Origin of the sequence: Exiguobacterium sp. SH4S7 (assembly GCF_004336795.1) — a bacterium.
GTDB lineage: Bacteria > Bacillota > Bacilli > Exiguobacteriales > Exiguobacteriaceae > Exiguobacterium > Exiguobacterium aurantiacum_A.
Map to the genome: position 1 here is coordinate 63,551 of NZ_SJUT01000006.1, position 16,095 is coordinate 79,645.

The window sequence follows — 16,095 nt, forward strand, 5'->3', positions numbered from 1 at the left end:
GAAGGGACTTTGATAGTCCCTTCTGTCGTTGATTGACAGAGAGGATGAATCATGATGACACCATGGACTGATCGACGGAGACGACCGTTAGAAGATTTACGCATCTCGGTCATTGATAAATGTAACTTCCGTTGCCGCTATTGTATGCCGGAAGAGGCGTTCCGCCACCATCAATTCTTAAAACGAGATGAGCTGTTGTCGTTTGACGAAATCGAGCGGTTCGTTCGCATCGTTGCGCCACATGGTGTGAGGAAAATTCGTTTGACTGGGGGCGAACCGCTGCTCAGGCCAAATCTTGATGAGTTGATTCGCCGCCTCCGCACCGTCACGACGATCGAGACGATCGGTTTGACGACGAACGGCGTCTACTTGGAGCGAATGGCTAAAGTATTGAAACAAGCCGGGCTCGACCGGGTTAACGTCAGTTTTGATGCCTTGTCGCCCGAGACGTTCGGGATGATGAACGGTCGGGGCACGTCACCGGAGGCAGTCCTCCGTGGCATTGATGAGGCGAAACGGCAAGGTCTTGAAGTGAAAGTGAATATGGTCGTCCGAAAAGGATGGAACGATCACGAAGTCGCGCCGATGGCCGCTTATTTCAAAGAGCGAAACATCACGCTCCGATACATCGAATTCATGGACGTCGGCACGGCGAACGAGTGGAACGTCGAGCATGTCGTTTCTTCTGAATCGATTCTCGAGGTGTTGAAACAACGAAATGGATTACTCGAACCACTTGCACCTGAATCACTAGGAGAAGTCGCACAACGTTACCGTTACACCGATGGAGCGCAAGTCGGTTTCATCTCATCGGTCAGTCAACCGTTCTGCGGGACGTGTACGCGAGGCCGCCTGTCGAGTGACGGTAAATGGTATACGTGTCTTTTCGCTGAAGACGGGACTGATATTCGTGAACTGCTCCGCAGCGGGGCGAGCGATGATCTCATCGCCATGACACTGAAGATGGTGTGGGAAGTACGCGACGACCGTTATTCAGAAGAGCGAACACGGACAGGGAATCGGACACGCAATCGTATTGAAATGAGTTATATCGGAGGATAGAGACATGCAAGCACACAATCACGCACATCAAAACATGAAGAGCGTCAAGGCAGCCATTTTAACGATTTCAGATACACGCACGCTCGATACGGACGTGTCTGGCGAACATATTTGCACGTTATTAAAAGAGAACGCGCACACGGTCACATATCGTGAGATCACAAAAGACGATGCGACAGAAATCGAAGCGGCCGTCAAACGAATGGTCGACGATAACATGGACGTCATCTTGACGACCGGCGGTACGGGCATTACAAAACGTGACGTCACGATTGAAACGATCCGGCCGCTGCTCGACCGCGAAATGGTCGGCTTTGGTGAGTTGTTCCGTCATGTCAGCTTCACGGAAGACATCGGTCCGGCTGCGATGTTGTCACGGGCCTTGGCTGGACGCATTGGAAATACCATCATTTTCTCGATGCCAGGTTCACGCGGAGCCGTCGATTTGGCGATGACACGATTGATTTTACCTGAAATTTCGCACATCGTCTGGGAAGCGACGCGATGATTGGAATCGTCTTGGCAGGGGGCCGGTCGCGCCGGTTCGGATCTCCGAAATGGCAGGCCCGTTATCAAGGCGCCTCGTTTGAAGAACGAGCCAGGCAGACGCTCGTCTCGACGACGACAGCACAATGGAGCGTCGTACCAGCTGGCATGGTGACCGACGATTATCAGCTTGAAGATACTTTCGAATGGCGAGGCATGGGACCGCTCGCCGGCATCGTCACCGTGATGCGTCAAAAGCCTGACGACTGGTACGCTGTCTGTGCGTGTGACACGCCGCTGCTTCCTTCAGAAGTATATGAGCGGCTCGCCTTAGAACGAGATGGTCGCCCGGTTGTCGCTGTTGCGGACGACAGACTGCATCCGCTCATCGCCTTGTATCCGCGGTCGATGTTACCACGATTTGAAGACGCGTTAAGACGAGGCGAGCGGGCGGTCATGCCTCATGTAGCAGCCGCGACGATCGTCACGTTTGATGAACGGGATTGGTTTAAAAATGTGAACACACCGAGCGAATATGCGGCGGTGCTACGGAAGGAAGTGGACTGATGGAGAAGGTATCGACGTTGTTTCGCAAACCGCTCGCAATCGATGAAGCGATATCACTCGTCCGAGAAGCGACGGGTGAGCCCACAATAGAGACAGTCATGCTGCATGAGGCGAATGGACGTATTCTCGCGACGGACCTCATCGCGACGCATGACGTCCCAGCCTTTGATAAATCGCCGTATGACGGCTTCGCGGTCCGAGCTGTCGACTTGATGTCAGCGAGCCGTGACGAGCCGGTGACCTTGTCCGTTCAATACGTGCAAGGAGCGGGGCACGTCGGCCCACCGCTGTTAGACGGTCACGCCATCCGCATCATGACGGGTGCTAAAATCCCAGACGGTGCAGACGCGGTCGTCATGCTCGAAATCGTTCAGGCGGATGAACAACGAGTAACGTTCAAACGTCCTGTCCGAGATAAAAACATCTCCTATCGTGGGGAAGACGTGGCGACCGGTGCTCATATCGTGAATCGTGGCACCCGTATCAACCCCGGCATCATCGCCTTGCTCGCGACGTTCGGCTACGAGCGGGTCGAGGTGTTCACAAAACCGTGGATTACCGTGTTCGCGACAGGGGATGAACTCTCCGAACCAGGGGAGAGAAAAGCTGAGGGTCAAATTTACAATTCCAACGCCTATATGATTCTTGCTCAGATCGAGGCGCTCGGCGGGAAAGCGGTATATGGCGGGATTCTTCCCGATACGTTTCCCGCGACGAAACATGCGATCGAAGAAGCGCTACACACGAGTGACGCCATCGTCACGACGGGTGGAGTGTCGGTCGGAGATTTTGACTACTTACCGGACGTTTTCGAAGCACTCGGTGCGTCTGTATTGTTCAACAAAGTCGGGATGCGCCCGGGGTCCGTCACGACGGTCGCGAACGTCGAAGGCCGATTGTTGTTCGGGTTATCCGGGAATCCGTCCGCTTGCTTCGTCGGTACGGAATTGTTTGTCGGGACATATATGAAGACGCTATATGGACAAGCCGAGCGTACGGTCGTACAGGCGGAACTCGGTGTTGATTTTTCGAAACCGAATCCGTTCGACCGGTTCGTACGTGCCCATGTGACGATTGATTCGACCGGACACGCGGTCGTTCATCCGAGCGGAAAAGATAAGTCGGGTATCGTCTCCTCACTCGCGTCATGTAACGCGTTGATCCATCTACCGGGCGGGACGAGAGGATTTCAGAAAGGGGACATGGTACGATGTCGAATCATCGATCAACTTTGACGATCTTGCAAGTGGTCGGCTATCAAAATAGCGGAAAGACATCGTTCGTTTCCGAGCTGACAGAACGGTTGTCGGCGACGGGGCTCCGTGTCGGGGTGATCAAACACCACGGACATGGAGGGGCGCTCGACCTGCCAATGACTGACTCGCATCGCCACGCCCTAGCCGGAGCCGTGTTATCGAGTGTGATCAGTGAGAACGGGACGTTCATCGAGTGGAAAGCCGTCGACACGTTTGAATTACTCGTGAATTGGTATGAAGCGCACGTCGATGTGCTGCTCATTGAAGGCTACAAGCAGAAAAACTATCCGAAAGTGGTACTCGTTCGAGAAGGTTTTGAACAACCGGTCAACTTGACGAATGTGATCGCAATCGGTGATTCCGTGAAAGACCGGAATCGCTTGATGAGTTCGGTGGAAGGGTGGATGGCATATGAACTGGTATCAAGTGAATGAACGTCCCCTCGAGCCGATGGCACTCTACGAAGCGGTCCGGCACCGAAACGTCGGGGCCGTCGTCCTGTTTATCGGAACGGTAAGGGAGATGACCGGAACGAAACAGACCGAACTGCTCGAGTACGAATCCTACGTGCCGATGGCCGAGAAAATGCTCGAACAAATCGCGAAAGAAGTCGATGAGCGTTGGCCTGGCGCTTTAACTGCGATTCATCACCGAATTGGCCGGCTCGATATTTTGGAAGAAGCAGTCGTGATTGCGACAAGCTCGGCCCACCGCGCCGACGCTTACGAGGCGAATCGGTACGCAATCGAACGAATTAAGGAAATTGTCCCGATTTGGAAACGGGAGCACTGGACGGATGGCACGAAATGGATCGGAGATCAAAAAGAACAGCAGCCTGGACGCCCGGAAGGAGTGACGCTTAAATGATTAAAGTATTATGTTTTGCCCACGTGGCAGAAGAATTGTCAGTTCGATCTTATACAGTTCCCGCTCCGCAAACAATCGCTTCCCTGCGCAAAGGATTGTCTGACAGGGGCGTGTCGGGTGCGGAGCGTCTCATGTTCGCGGTCAACGAACGCTATGAGACTGACGAGTATGTGGTCGAGGCCGGCGACACGGTCGCTGTGATCCCGATGGTGAGTGGAGGGTGACACGATGGAATTGACGCATATGAATGGACAGGGACGAGCGTGGATGGTCGACGTATCAGGAAAAGAAGAAACGACGCGAACTGCTCGCGCCCGGACATCGGTCGAATTGAGTAGTTCGCTCAAACAGCTCATCACAAACGGCGGGCTTGAGAAAGGTGACGTCCTCGCTGTGGCGCAAGTAGCCGGAATCATGGCCGCCAAAGAGACGAGCCGGATCATCCCGATGTGTCATCCGCTCGCCTTGAAGAAAATTGATTTAACGTTTGAATGGGACGGCACCGATCTCATCATCGAATCATTCGTCAAAACAAAAGGTGATACCGGTGTCGAGATGGAAGCATTGACGGCCGCGACGATTGCGGCGTTGACCGTTTACGATATGACGAAAGCCGTCGATAAAGGCATCGTCATTGGACCGACCTACTTGCTTGAGAAGCACGGCGGGAAGTCAGGAGACTATATCCGATGACACACCTGTCGGAACGTTATGCACGGCAAGCCCGTTTTCATGGAATCGGGGCGGACGGGCAAGCGGAACTGATGACAAAGCGCGTACTTGTCGTCGGTCTCGGTGCGCTCGGTGCGGCTGTGACCGATCAGCTCGTTCGGGCCGGTGTCGCACTCGTCATCGTCGACCGGGATTATGTGGAAGTGACGAACCTGCAACGGCAAACGCTGTATACGGAACAAGACGCGACAGCGGAGACGCCGAAAGCAATCGCTGCGCTTGAGCGGTTGCGAGCAATCAATGGAGACGTTGAAATCGACGCGCACATCGCCGACGTCTCATGGGACTGGCTTCGTCCCTTGCCTCACGTCGACCTCGTCTTGGACGCGACGGACAACGTCGAGACACGTCTGTTGTTGAACGATTTCGCGCTCGAGCGAGGCATTCCGTTCTTGTTCGCTTCTTGCGTCGGGGCGTATGGCATGAACTATACCGTATTGCCGGGTGAGGCACCTTGTCTCCGCTGTCTCATGCGCCACTTGCCGCTCGCTGGGCAGACGTGTGCGACAGCCGGAGTCGTGGCGCCAATCGTCCACCACGTCGCGAGCCGGCAAGCTGTCGAGGCGTTGAAATATTTGACGGGGCGACATGAGAAATTGGAACGTCGACTTTTGATTGAGGACTTATGGGAAAATCAGTCGCAACGACTCGATGTCGAACGGCTTGTCGACGCGGCGTGTCCGTCGTGCCAACAGAACGAGTATCCGAGTCTCGTCTCGAACCGGCAACAGACGGCTCTTCTATGCGGACGTGACGTTGTTCAAGTTCGTCGGTCCATCGAAGGACTTGAGCCGATCGCGAACCAACTTGAGCGCGCTGACATCACAATGAAAAAGACGCCATTCACGTTAGAATGGCGGTGGCGAGGTCACCGGATGCTCTTATTCAAAGATGGTCGGGTCCTCGTCCACGGTGTCAACGACCCGCATGTTGCGGTCGCCATGGTCGATGAGTGTCTCGGTGCATAAAAAAGATGTCCATCGAGGCCGATGGACATCTTTTTTATGCGGCTGTTTTTGCATACCGATTCTTTCGAAGAGAACGATACGTCTCAACCAATGCGATACAAGCACCCGTGATCACAATTCCAATCCAAGTCATATTTTCGTTATTCGCTATTTCGTTCTCGTTCGTCACTCGAAAAATTTCGATATTAGCGAATGTGATCGGATCTCCGGTCGTTTGTGCATCGGAATAACCTAGCCAAATCACAGTAAAGAAGATAACGGTAGATAACCCGATTCCGATTACTGTTTCGATTCCAAGACGTAGCATCGTTCGTCCCATTTCAATTTCTCCCCTCAATGAATGGATGAATCATTCTTAATTTCCATTTACGAGGCGTTTGATAAAAAAGTTTCATACATTACACTTGCTCAGCGTGGAATCGTGAGCACTTGACCGACGCTGATCAAATTGATGTTCGTGATGTTGTTGGCGGCAGCGATTTTGGCGACGGTCGTATTATATGTCGTCGCAATCTTATAGAGCGTGTCGCCTGACTTGACGGTATACTTCACGGTCGTCGCTGGCGGAGGAGTGACGGTTGTTCCTGGGATGACCAGGACTTGACCGACGCTGATCAGGTTGATGTTGGTGATGTTATTGGCAGCAGCGATTTTGGCGACGGTCGTTTTGTACAGTGTCGCAATCTTGTAGAGTGTATCGCCTGCTTTTACCGTATATTTGACAGTCGTCGTTGGGGGTGGCGTGACGCTTGTTCCTGGAATGACGAGCACTTGACCGACACTGATCAAGTTGTAGTTCGTGATCTTGTTGGCGGCAGCGAGTGCAGCGACTGTGACGTTGTAAGCCCGAGCGATGCTATAGAGCGTGTCGCCTGATTTGACAGTATACGTTTTAGAGGTTGAAGTAGATTGGTAAGCGAGCAATTGGGAAACTGTCACGAATTTGTAGCCTTTTGCTTTCAGTTGCGAGATCATCGTCGGCAAGGCGAGCGGTGTGCCTGGCGCACCAGCACCGGTGTGCATGAGGACGATCGATCCTGGTTTGATGTTCGTTTGGACTTTCGTATTGATTTGGCTAGCAGTGAGTCCTTTCCAGTCAATCGTATCGATGTTCCATTGGATCGTATAAGCGTAGCCGGCAGCGCCGACACCGCTCAAGACGGCGCTGTTCACGGCGCCAAACGGAGCCCGGAAGATCGGTTTTGTCGTTTTGCCGGTCAGTGATTTAACAATTGCTTCGGTACGGTCGAGTTCGGTCTTCATTTGAGTGGCGGTCAACTGGGTGAAGTATGGGTGGCTGTACGAGTGGTTACCTACTTGGTGACCTTTAGCTGCGATGTTTTTAATGTATTGAGGATGGTGGTTGGCGCCGGTTCCAGTCAAAAAGAAAGTGGCTTTGACGTTGTTCTTGGCAAGTATGTCCAAAATCTTGTTCGTATTCGCACCATCCGCTCCGTCATCGAACGTCAACGCCACGACTTTACTCGTCGTGTTCACGCTCGTTATGAACTTCGAAGCAGCGGCATCAGCTGATTTTGGATAGGTGACTAACGGTGCCAGCAGGATCAACAAGGCCATCAATAACCGTACAAATTTGCTCTTCATTTTTCCTTTCGCCTCCATTCTTGGTGTATGTATCTTGGTGTCAAGGCTTTCCATATATTGAGCTGTGTATATATTTTATATACCCCGTTTTGTTCCAAAACACGTTATAATCCTAAAAATAGGCAAAGGAATTTTTGGATAATGACTCTCAAATTTTGTGTTCAATTTATGAGCGGAAGACGTGGTAAATATCACAAAATCATCACACAATTCCTGAAAAAGGATGATATCATGAACAATGTGTGAAACGTGTAAGCGATTAACTAGGGGGGATTCATAATGAGACAAACAGTGAAACGAATCGGGATGGCGACAGGAATAATCGGTCTGTTCGTCCTTGGGGCATGCGGGACAGAAGAGGCGGAAAATGCGACGGAGACGGTGCAGTCGATGGAGCCCGTCGAAGCAGAATTGAACGTACCGGCGACAGCGGAAATAGATGAAGCGGTCACATTATCGGTTCGCGTCACGCAAGACGGCAAAGGGGTCGATGATGCGGACGAGATCAAGTTCGAAGTGTGGAAGAACGGCGCCAAAGAAGAGAGTGAGATGATGAAAGCTGCGCTCACAGAAGACGGGGTCTATGAGACGGAAGCAACGTTTGCGGATGAAGCGGTCTATACGGTCCAAGTCCACGTGACGGCGCGGGCGATGCATACGATGCCGACAGCGAAGGTGACGGTCGGTCATCCAGAAACAGAAGCCGAAGCCGAGGCTGAAACAGACCATCACCAACACGCCGGGGCCGATATCACACTCGATCCAAAGCAAGTGACGGCGAATGAAGCGAGCCCGTTCACCGTCAACGTTGAAATTGACCATGAGGTGCTGACAGGTGCGGACGTTCAACTTGAAGTATTCAAAGACGGTGCGGATAAGCACGATTGGGTGAAGCTTGAGGAAACGGAAAACGGAAGCTATGCGGGTGAGTATACGTTCCCGGAGACCGGTACGTACAACGTCCAAGTTCATGTGACGAAAGGACACGACATCCATGAACACGTCATGGAGACAGTCGAAGTCAAATAAAAAAATCGATCGGCGCACGCGCCGATCGATTTTTATTATGCGTTTTGGTAAAGTGATTCGACTTGTTGTTGAAGCGATTCGTTCTCGAGGAACTGGTCGTACGTCGCTTCTTTGTCGACAATCCCATTCGGCGTCACTTCGATGATGCGTGTCGCAATCGTCGAGATGAGCTGATGGTCATGTGAACTGAAGAGGAGTACGCCTTTGAACGTCTCGAGTCCGTTGTTGAGCGCTGTGATCGATTCGAGGTCCAAGTGGTTCGTCGGATCGTCAAGGACGAGCACGTTCGAGTTCGAGAGCATCATCTTCGAGAGCATGCAACGAACTTTCTCTCCCCCTGAGAGGACAGACGCTTTCTTCATGACTTCTTCGCCAGAGAAGAGCATACGGCCGAGGAAACCACGGAGGAACGTATCTGACTCGTCAGCTGGCGAGAACTGGCGTAACCAGTCCAAGATGCTCTTATCTGAGCCTTCGAAGTATTCCGAGTTGTCTTTCGGGAAGTACGATTGGATCGTCGTCACGCCCCATTTGACCGTACCCGTGTCTGGCTCCATCTCACCCATGAGGATCTTGAAGAGTGTCGTGATGGCGACGTCGTTGCGACCGACGAAAGCGACTTTGTCCATTTTGTTCAATGAGAACGTGACGTTGTCGAGTACTTTGACGCCGTCGATCGTCTTCGAGACGTTGTCGACGTACAAGACGTCATTTCCGATTTCACGTTCCATCGAGAAACCGACGAACGGATAACGGCGTGATGACGGACGGATGTCGTCCAGTGTGATCTTATCGAGCAACTTTTTACGCGATGTCGCTTGACGCGCCTTCGAAGCGTTCGAGCTGAAACGAGCGATAAAGTTTTGGAGCTCTTTGATCTTCTCTTCTTTTTTCTTGTTCTGGTCGTTGGCCATGCGCGATGCGAGTTGGCTCGACTCGTACCAGAAGTCGTAGTTCCCGACGTACAGTTGAATTTTACCGAAGTCGAGGTCAGCCATATGTGTACAAACTTTGTTCAAGAAGTGACGGTCGTGGGAAACGACGATGACAGTGTTCTCGAAGTTGATCAAGAACTCTTCGAGCCATTGAATCGCTTTGATGTCAAGTCCGTTCGTCGGCTCATCGAGGAGCAAGATGTCTGGCTTACCGAACAACGCTTGGGCAAGGAGTACCTTGACCTTCTCGCCACCCGTGAGCTCGCTCATGAGTTTATGGTGCGACGCGTCAGTGATTCCAAGACCTTGGAGCACCGTTGCGGCTTCCGACTCGGCTTCCCAACCGTTCATCTCAGCGAATTCACCTTCGAGTTCAGCGGCACGCATGCCGTCTTCGTCAGAGAAATCTTCTTTCATATAGATTGCATCTTTTTCTTTCATGACTTGATACAAGCGCTCATGGCCTTTGATGACTGTTTCAAGCACAGCCTGGTCTTCGTACGCATAATGGTCCTGTTTGAGGACGGCGAGACGTTCGCCAGGTGAGAAGCTGACGTCACCCGTTGACGTCTCTTGCTCACCGGCAAGAATTTTCAAGAATGTTGATTTACCGGCACCGTTCGCGCCGATCAAGCCGTAACAGTTGCCTGGTGTGAACTTGATGTTCACGTCTTCGAACAACTTACGACCACCGAATTGAAGACTTACGTTATTTACTGTAATCATGTATAGAATACCTCGTTTTTCTGATTTGTTTACGACGTGTATTGTATCACGTTTTTTAAAAACGCGCAGTCGCGGGTAAATATGAAACAAATGTGGAACGGATTCGTATGAATGGATAAGGGGGAATCGTTCATGAAAACATCACTATCGATCCGCGAGGCGTGGAACGACTACTACCGCAAAGATTTCGTCCGACTGTTGCTCGTGTTCTTCGTGACAGTCGTCGTCTCGTATTGGTTATTCCGCACGTTCGTCGCGGCCGAACAAGTCGACGAGATTTTAGCCCAACTCGGCGAATCGTTTGAAGCGAGCGGGCTGACGTTCGACTCGAGCGCACGCGACACGATGATCGCCTTGTTCGTGAACAATACACGTGTCACGTTGCTCGCCTTCTTACTCGGGATGATCCCACTCTTCATCCCGTACGTGTTCGTCGTCATCAACGCCGCCGTCATCGGTCTCGTCGCCATGCTCGTCGGTTTCACGGGCGAGTCGGTCATTAAAGTGCTCGTTCTCGGGATTTTACCGCACGGCGTCACCGAAATCTCGGCGATTCTGCTCGGGGCGGCGATGGGACTGTCGCTCAACCGTCATGTATGGAAGAAGTTACGAGGAAAAGAGACGGACGTCACGTTCAAAGCGCTATTGCTCGCAGGGATCAAGACGTTCTTATTTATCGCGGTCCCGCTCCTCGCTGTCTCCGCTGTCATCGAGGCGTACGTCACGCCGCTCTTGCTACAGTAAAAGTCATCGCAGGATGGCTTTTTTAATTGAAGTAATGTGTCGTCTCGAGACAGCGCAGCGGGGTAATTCCTTCTAAGGTGACTTCGCAGTTCAACTGCCAGACTTCGAACCCGTCCACGATCGCGTCACGAATCCGTTGGCGAATCAAAGCGTCGTGTCTCCGCTTCGGATTGCCGGTGAAGATGGGCGCATCATATAAGAAGACATACAATAAAACGGCCCGTCCTGCTTGTGGCAACGTCGCGATCAGTGTTTCAAGATGACGGATGAACCGTTTCGTCTCGACAGGGGTTTTCCTTGCGTTTCCTTCAAAGCGAGGGAGCGGCGTCACGAACAGTTCCGTCAGCGGTGTTTTCACTTCCATGTAGACTGCATCGACTTTGAAATCGAGGCGTGAACCGCCTGACACGATTTCACGTTCGACCCGTTCTAGAGACGGAAAGACCGGCAAAGCGTCCGCTTTCAAGAGATGTTCGACGTAGTCGTTGGCCCGTCCTTGATGGATGCCGATCCAGCGCTTGTCCCGGTCAATCGAGATGGCTTCCACCGTGAAAGAAGTATGGCGTCGCAGATTGTTTGCCGCCGAAACGAGGCAAGGCACACCGTCGAAGACGAGATCACCGATTCGCCCTGTGACCGGACAGTGGCACGCGACAATCTTGTCATCGAGCAACACGTCCATGACGAAGCGGTTGCGCCGCTTGACGATCACCCCTTCTTTTAACGGTCGTTCAAACCGGTACATCGTCAGCCCGTGCGGACGACCGTCGTGTCGAGCTCGAACGTCACGTTGCCGGCCAAGGCGCGTGAAATCATACAGCCGTCTTTCGCTTTCTTAGCAATCCGTTCGACGAGCGTGATATCCCGGTCGGTCGCCGCAGCGCGGACGTTTATCACGGTTTTATAACGGATCGTCTCGTATGTGAACACGCCGTTCGTCACGTCGACGATACCTTCGGCGTCGATCGTGATGCCTTGATGGGAAAGATCGCTCCGTCCAAGCATGGCCGCGAGCGTGATGATATAGCACGTCGCCGCAGCTCCGAGGAGCATCTCATCGGGATTCGTCCCGATACCAGGTCCGTCCATTTCCGGGGGAATCGAAATTTGCGTCTTCAACCGTTCGGCCTCGATCGTGCCGACGTCGTTACGTCCGCCAGTCCAGTCAAGGTTCATGTGAAACGTATGCTTCATAAAAATCGCCTCCAATGTCTCTAGTGTAGAAGAGAATGATTGGAGGCGCATGTGTTATGCTCGCGCGCGTTCGGCGAACGTGCGGAGCGTCTGGATAATGACGTGTGTCGCTTTTTCCATATTGTTGACGGAGACGTACTCGAACTTGCCGTGATAGTTCTCGCCGCCAGTGAAGATGTTTGGCGTCGGGAGACCCATATACGACAGTTGCGAGCCATCGGTCCCGCCGCGGATCGGTTCGATTACCGGTTCGATCCCGAGTTCGCGCATGACGTCGGCGACGGTGTCGACGATGTGTTTGACCGGCTCGATCTTCTCGGCCATGTTGTAGTACTGGTCGTCCATCTTCAAGTCGATGCGTGCCTCGCCGTATTTTTGTTTCCATTCGGCGACAAGCTTCTCGAGCAAGACTTTCCGGGCTTCGAACTTCGTCCGGTCGTGGTCGCGGATGATGTATTGGAGAACTGTCGTCTCGACATCACCCGAGAATCCGTTCAAGTGGAAGAATCCTTCATAATGGCTCGTATGTTCCGGTGCCTCGTCGGCCGGAAGGCGGTTATGGAACGCCATCGCCAGTTTCATCGAGTTGACCATCTTGTTCTTGGCGCTACCCGGGTGGACGTTCGTGCCGTGGAACGTGACGGTCGCTCCGGCAGCGTTGAAACTTTCATACTGAAGTTCGCCAAGCGGACCGCCGTCCATCGTGTAGGCAAAGTCGGCGTTGAAGCGGGCGACGTCGAACTTATGTGGTCCGCGCCCGATTTCTTCGTCCGGTGTGAACGCAATCCGGACCGGTCCGTGTGGGATTTCCGGATGCGCCAGTAAGTATTCGACCGCCGTGACGATTTCCGCCATGCCGGCCTTATCATCGGCACCGAGCAGCGTCGTTCCGTCCGTCGTCATGAGCGTATGGCCGACGTAATCATCAAGTTCGGGGAAGTCACGCGGTGACAAGATAACATTGAGTGCCTCGTTCAAGACGATATCGCCACCCGCATAATGTTCAACGAGTTGCGGATTGACGTTTGTGCCGGTAAAATCGGTCGCCGTATCGACGTGAGCGAGCAGCCCGATCGTCGGCACGTCATGGTCGACGTTACTCGGCAACGTCGCGAACAAGTAGCCGTACTCGTCGGTCTCGACGTCCTCGAGCCCAATCGCCTTCAGTTCGGCCTCGAGATGGCGGATCAAATCCCATTGTTTCGCCGTCGACGGCGTCGTCTCACTCGTAAAGTCAGATTGCGTGTCAATTTTGGCATACGTCATCAAGCGTTCAATCAATTTTGCTTGCATAAAAATACCTCCCCTTATCGTTTCTCATCCGTTTTAGTGTAGCACGGGAACCGTTTGGAGAAGTATCAAAATTGTTTGAAAAATGGACAGGCGACCGAAGCGCCTGTCCATCGTTTACTGGATGATGACACCGCCGTCAATGACGAACTCGGCGCCCGTGAAGTAACTCGACTCGTCTGAGGCGAGGAACAAGACGAGGTTCGAGACGTCGGCCGGCTTTCCGATTCGTTTAAGCGGCACCGCCCGTCACAAGCGCGACTCCACCTTGTACACGTTTCATTGTCCTTCCTCCTTTTCAAAAAAGAAAGCAACCGTCTTCTTTAACATCATTAAGCGAGAATTCTCCCACCTCTAAGCGTCTGGGGCGAGGCCCAACGTAGGTGGAAGATGAATCGCCCGTACATAAACCTCTTGGGCACCCCTGTGACATAATTACGAACATAAGTTCTTGATTCCGTCAGATTTCCCTTCCCCCGCCGCGGGTATCGGAATGGGAAGAGAATCATCCTGACGCCGGGTGTGAAGGAGGGACAGACATGCTGAAGGGCTATAAATACCGGCTCTATCCGACGGCGGCACAGGCCGATTTCCTGGTCAGGACGATCGGCTGCGCCCGCTTCGTCTACAACAAGCTGCTCGAGGACCGCATCAAAATCCGCGAGGAGACGAAGGCGGGGACCGGGCAGAAGCGGAAGCCGCCGACGCAGGCCTCCTACAAGCCGCTGTTCCCGTTCCTCTGCGAGGCGGACAGCCTCGCGCTCGCGAACGCGAAGCTGCACCTCGACACGGCGGTCGCGAAGTTCTTCGCCGGGACGGCCGGCTTCCCGGTGTTCAAGTCGAAACGGAAGGCGCGCGCGTCCTACACGACGAACGACGCGCTCGTCACGGAGAAGATCCCGAACCCGCGCAACCTGCGCGAGGCCGAGGCGCGGCTCAAACGTGCGCAGCGCGCGCTCTCCCGCAAGAAGCCCGGCAGCCGGAACCGCGAGAAGGCACGGCTCCTATTGGCCAAGAAGCACGAGCAGGTCAAGAACCGACGGCACGACTTCCTCCACAAGCTGTCACGACGCATCGTCGACGAGAACCAAGTCGTCGTGGTCGAGACGCTGAAGCCGAGGGAGATGATGCAGGACCGCCGCCTTTCGAAGTCGATCGGGGACGCCGGATGGGGGGAGTTCGTCCGCCAATTGGAATATAAGGCGAGGTTCTATGGACGGACACTCATCAAGGCCGACCCGTGGTTCGCCTCGACCCAAGTCTGTTCGGCCTGCGGCGAGAACGGCGGCAGGAAGGAGCTAGACGTCCGCGAGTGGACATGCGCCGCATGCGGGGCGCTCCATGACCGCGACGTCAACGCGAGCCTCAACCTGTTGAGCCTTGCCGACTGAAAACCTTCAGGGCAGGGACTGCCCGACGCGCTTGGTCCACAACCGTGGCTGGTCAAAGCATGGTCTTCCCAAGAAGCTCCCACTTCAAGTTGCGAAGCAAATAAGTGGTGAGTAGTTCACTTATAATATGAGATGTTACATATTATGAAATATTTTGAACGATTGGCATTAGAAAAGGATAGGGAGCAACAACGGCAACAAAAACGACGTGAAGATGGCGGTCAGACCCATTGCGGCACCACCGGTCGCGCCTGAGAGCGGATGTTCGGTCGCGGCTTGGGCCGTCCCGATGCCGTGGCTGATCGTCCCGAGGGCGAGTCCGCGCGTGAACGGGTCGGTCACGTTGAACATAGATAGAATCACTGGGCCGAGCATGGCGCCAAGGATGCCGCAGGCGACGGCGACCGAAGCGGCGAGCGCGGCGTCACCTTGTAACTGTCGTGCCAGCTCGAGCGCAATCGGCGAGGTCACCGATTTGACGGACAAGGCGAGCAAGACGTGATCCGTCAACTTGAGCGCGGTCCCGAGACCGACAGCGACGAAAATCGTTGATAACGTCCCGAGCACGATGGCACCGAGCGCTCGTTTAGCCCGAGCGAGCAGGATCGGCAAGTTGCGATAGAGCGGCAAGCCGAGCGCCACTGTCGCCGGCCCGAGCAGTGTCGTGATCGCATCTTTCGCCGGCGCATACGTGTCGTACGTCTGTCCAGAGACGAGCAATAACAAGATGAGCGTGAGCGTGCTCAAAAAAACGACGTTCGTGAACGGGGACGCCCATTTGAATGACAGCTTCCGGCTCAACATATAGACGGCAATGGTAATCAATATCCAGAAGACGGTCATGACGCCTCACCGTGTTTTCCGGAAACGAGCGCCGTCACGACGAGGCCGATCGTCATGCTGATGATCAAGGCAAGGAAGAGCGGAACGCCTTCTGCCTTTAAGAGCGAGCTATACGACATGAGCCCGACCGCGATCGGGATGAAGAAAAAGGCGAGGTGCTTCGTCAAGAAGCCGGCGCTATCTTCGATCCATTCGACGCGGATGATCTTGGTCATCAATAAGAGCAGTAACAGGACCATGCCGATGACGCTCCCTGGCACTTTTAAAGCGAGCACGGCGACGATCCAATTCCCGAGCGCGCTCAAGCCAAATAAGAGCGAAAGGCCGATAATCCATTTGATAAGACGTTGCATGTGATTCATCCTTTCGCATATACATTCAAAACGTATGAATTCTCTCA

19 protein-coding genes and 2 pseudogenes are annotated in these 16,095 nt (G+C 53.6%); 12 read left to right on the forward strand and 9 right to left on the reverse strand.

All coding sequences use genetic code 11. The features are described from left to right. Positions 1-51 precede the first annotated feature (51 nt). Genes moaA through EVJ29_RS11570 form a run of 9 tightly spaced genes read left to right on the forward strand, consistent with a single transcriptional unit; the run spans position 52 to position 5,938 of the window. Positions 52-1,062 (forward strand): GTP 3',8-cyclase MoaA, encoded by a 1,011-nt coding sequence (gene moaA / locus EVJ29_RS11530; protein ID WP_131505131.1) that lies wholly within the window; start codon positions 52-54, stop codon positions 1,060-1,062. Positions 1,063-1,066: 4 nt separating this feature from the next. Then, positions 1,067-1,570, forward strand: a complete 504-nt coding sequence (locus EVJ29_RS11535; protein ID WP_131505132.1) for a MogA/MoaB family molybdenum cofactor biosynthesis protein — start codon at positions 1,067-1,069, stop codon at positions 1,568-1,570. Next, on the forward strand, positions 1,567-2,115 hold the full coding sequence (locus EVJ29_RS11540) for a molybdenum cofactor guanylyltransferase (protein WP_131465873.1): 549 nt from the start codon (positions 1,567-1,569) through the stop codon (positions 2,113-2,115). Before EVJ29_RS11535 ends, EVJ29_RS11540 begins: the two co-directional genes overlap by 4 nt. Next, the gene (locus tag EVJ29_RS11545; protein ID WP_131505133.1) at positions 2,115-3,350 is read left to right on the forward strand and encodes a molybdopterin molybdotransferase MoeA; all 1,236 of its coding nucleotides are present in this window, start codon (positions 2,115-2,117) and stop codon (positions 3,348-3,350) included. Before EVJ29_RS11540 ends, EVJ29_RS11545 begins: the two co-directional genes overlap by 1 nt. After that, entirely contained in the window at positions 3,326-3,805 is a 480-nt protein-coding gene (mobB, locus tag EVJ29_RS11550; protein ID WP_131505134.1) for a molybdopterin-guanine dinucleotide biosynthesis protein B, read from the forward strand. The genes EVJ29_RS11545 and mobB overlap by 25 nt, the downstream gene beginning before the upstream one ends. After that, complete coding sequence (locus EVJ29_RS11555) at positions 3,783-4,238, forward strand: molybdenum cofactor biosynthesis protein MoaE (protein WP_070328109.1); 456 nt, start codon at positions 3,783-3,785, stop codon at positions 4,236-4,238. The genes mobB and EVJ29_RS11555 overlap by 23 nt, the downstream gene beginning before the upstream one ends. Continuing rightward, positions 4,235-4,462, forward strand: a complete 228-nt coding sequence (locus EVJ29_RS11560) for a MoaD/ThiS family protein (protein WP_035385838.1) — start codon at positions 4,235-4,237, stop codon at positions 4,460-4,462. The genes EVJ29_RS11555 and EVJ29_RS11560 overlap by 4 nt, the downstream gene beginning before the upstream one ends. A gap of 4 nt (positions 4,463-4,466) precedes the next feature. Beyond that, complete coding sequence (gene moaC / locus EVJ29_RS11565) at positions 4,467-4,931, forward strand: cyclic pyranopterin monophosphate synthase MoaC (protein ID WP_131441220.1); 465 nt, start codon at positions 4,467-4,469, stop codon at positions 4,929-4,931. After that, positions 4,928-5,938: a ThiF family adenylyltransferase gene (locus EVJ29_RS11570; RefSeq protein WP_131505135.1), complete on the forward strand. Its 1,011-nt coding sequence runs from the start codon at positions 4,928-4,930 to the stop codon at positions 5,936-5,938. Before moaC ends, EVJ29_RS11570 begins: the two co-directional genes overlap by 4 nt. A 34-nt stretch (positions 5,939-5,972) precedes the next feature. Here the strand turns inward: EVJ29_RS11570 and EVJ29_RS11575 are convergent, their stop codons facing one another. Both EVJ29_RS11575 and EVJ29_RS11580 read right to left on the reverse strand, forming a co-directional pair. Further along, on the reverse strand, positions 5,973-6,257 hold the full coding sequence (locus tag EVJ29_RS11575; RefSeq protein ID WP_131490567.1) for an LlsX family protein: 285 nt from the start codon (positions 6,255-6,257) through the stop codon (positions 5,973-5,975). Positions 6,258-6,346: 89 nt separating this feature from the next. After that, positions 6,347-7,543: a LysM peptidoglycan-binding domain-containing protein gene (locus tag EVJ29_RS11580; protein ID WP_071398801.1), complete on the reverse strand. Its 1,197-nt coding sequence runs from the start codon at positions 7,541-7,543 to the stop codon at positions 6,347-6,349. A gap of 279 nt (positions 7,544-7,822) precedes the next feature. Here EVJ29_RS11580 and EVJ29_RS11585 point away from each other — a divergent pair, with 279 nt between their 5' ends. Continuing rightward, positions 7,823-8,572 carry a FixH family protein gene (locus tag EVJ29_RS11585; protein ID WP_131505136.1) on the forward strand — a complete coding sequence of 250 codons (750 nt, stop codon included), beginning with the start codon at positions 7,823-7,825 and terminating at the stop codon, positions 8,570-8,572. A gap of 35 nt (positions 8,573-8,607) precedes the next feature. On the opposite strand, the gene EVJ29_RS11590 is transcribed toward EVJ29_RS11585, so the two are convergent. After that, positions 8,608-10,233, reverse strand: a complete 1,626-nt coding sequence (locus tag EVJ29_RS11590) for an ABC-F family ATP-binding cassette domain-containing protein (RefSeq protein WP_070328113.1) — start codon at positions 10,231-10,233, stop codon at positions 8,608-8,610. Positions 10,234-10,365: 132 nt separating this feature from the next. Here EVJ29_RS11590 and EVJ29_RS11595 point away from each other — a divergent pair, with 132 nt between their 5' ends. Continuing rightward, complete coding sequence (locus EVJ29_RS11595) at positions 10,366-10,977, forward strand: stage II sporulation protein M (protein WP_161567025.1); 612 nt, start codon at positions 10,366-10,368, stop codon at positions 10,975-10,977. A gap of 22 nt (positions 10,978-10,999) precedes the next feature. Here EVJ29_RS11595 and EVJ29_RS11600 read toward each other — a convergent pair whose 3' ends face one another. The 4 genes and pseudogenes from EVJ29_RS11600 to EVJ29_RS11615 all read right to left on the reverse strand — a co-directional run. Next, positions 11,000-11,722 (reverse strand): DNA/RNA nuclease SfsA, encoded by a 723-nt coding sequence (locus tag EVJ29_RS11600; protein ID WP_131490570.1) that lies wholly within the window; start codon positions 11,720-11,722, stop codon positions 11,000-11,002. A gap of 2 nt (positions 11,723-11,724) precedes the next feature. Further along, positions 11,725-12,171: an SACOL1771 family peroxiredoxin gene (locus EVJ29_RS11605; RefSeq protein ID WP_070328116.1), complete on the reverse strand. Its 447-nt coding sequence runs from the start codon at positions 12,169-12,171 to the stop codon at positions 11,725-11,727. 54 nt (positions 12,172-12,225) lie between these two features. Further along, complete coding sequence (gene pepT, locus EVJ29_RS11610; protein ID WP_131465892.1) at positions 12,226-13,464, reverse strand: peptidase T; 1,239 nt, start codon at positions 13,462-13,464, stop codon at positions 12,226-12,228. A 114-nt stretch (positions 13,465-13,578) separates the two neighbouring features. Then, positions 13,579-13,704, reverse strand: a pseudogene (locus tag EVJ29_RS11615) (SDR family oxidoreductase); the annotation flags it as partial. Positions 13,705-14,000: 296 nt separating this feature from the next. Here EVJ29_RS11615 and EVJ29_RS11620 point away from each other — a divergent pair. After that, positions 14,001-14,780 (forward strand): annotated as a pseudogene (locus tag EVJ29_RS11620) (RNA-guided endonuclease TnpB family protein); the annotation flags it as partial. Positions 14,781-15,020: 240 nt separating this feature from the next. On the opposite strand, the gene EVJ29_RS11625 reads toward EVJ29_RS11620, so the two are convergent. Both EVJ29_RS11625 and EVJ29_RS11630 read right to left on the reverse strand, forming a co-directional pair. Further along, complete coding sequence (locus EVJ29_RS11625) at positions 15,021-15,695, reverse strand: LrgB family protein (RefSeq protein ID WP_070328373.1); 675 nt, start codon at positions 15,693-15,695, stop codon at positions 15,021-15,023. Beyond that, on the reverse strand, positions 15,692-16,048 hold the full coding sequence (locus EVJ29_RS11630; RefSeq protein WP_070328372.1) for a CidA/LrgA family protein: 357 nt from the start codon (positions 16,046-16,048) through the stop codon (positions 15,692-15,694). Before EVJ29_RS11630 ends, EVJ29_RS11625 begins: the two co-directional genes overlap by 4 nt. Positions 16,049-16,095: the final 47 nt, after the last annotated feature.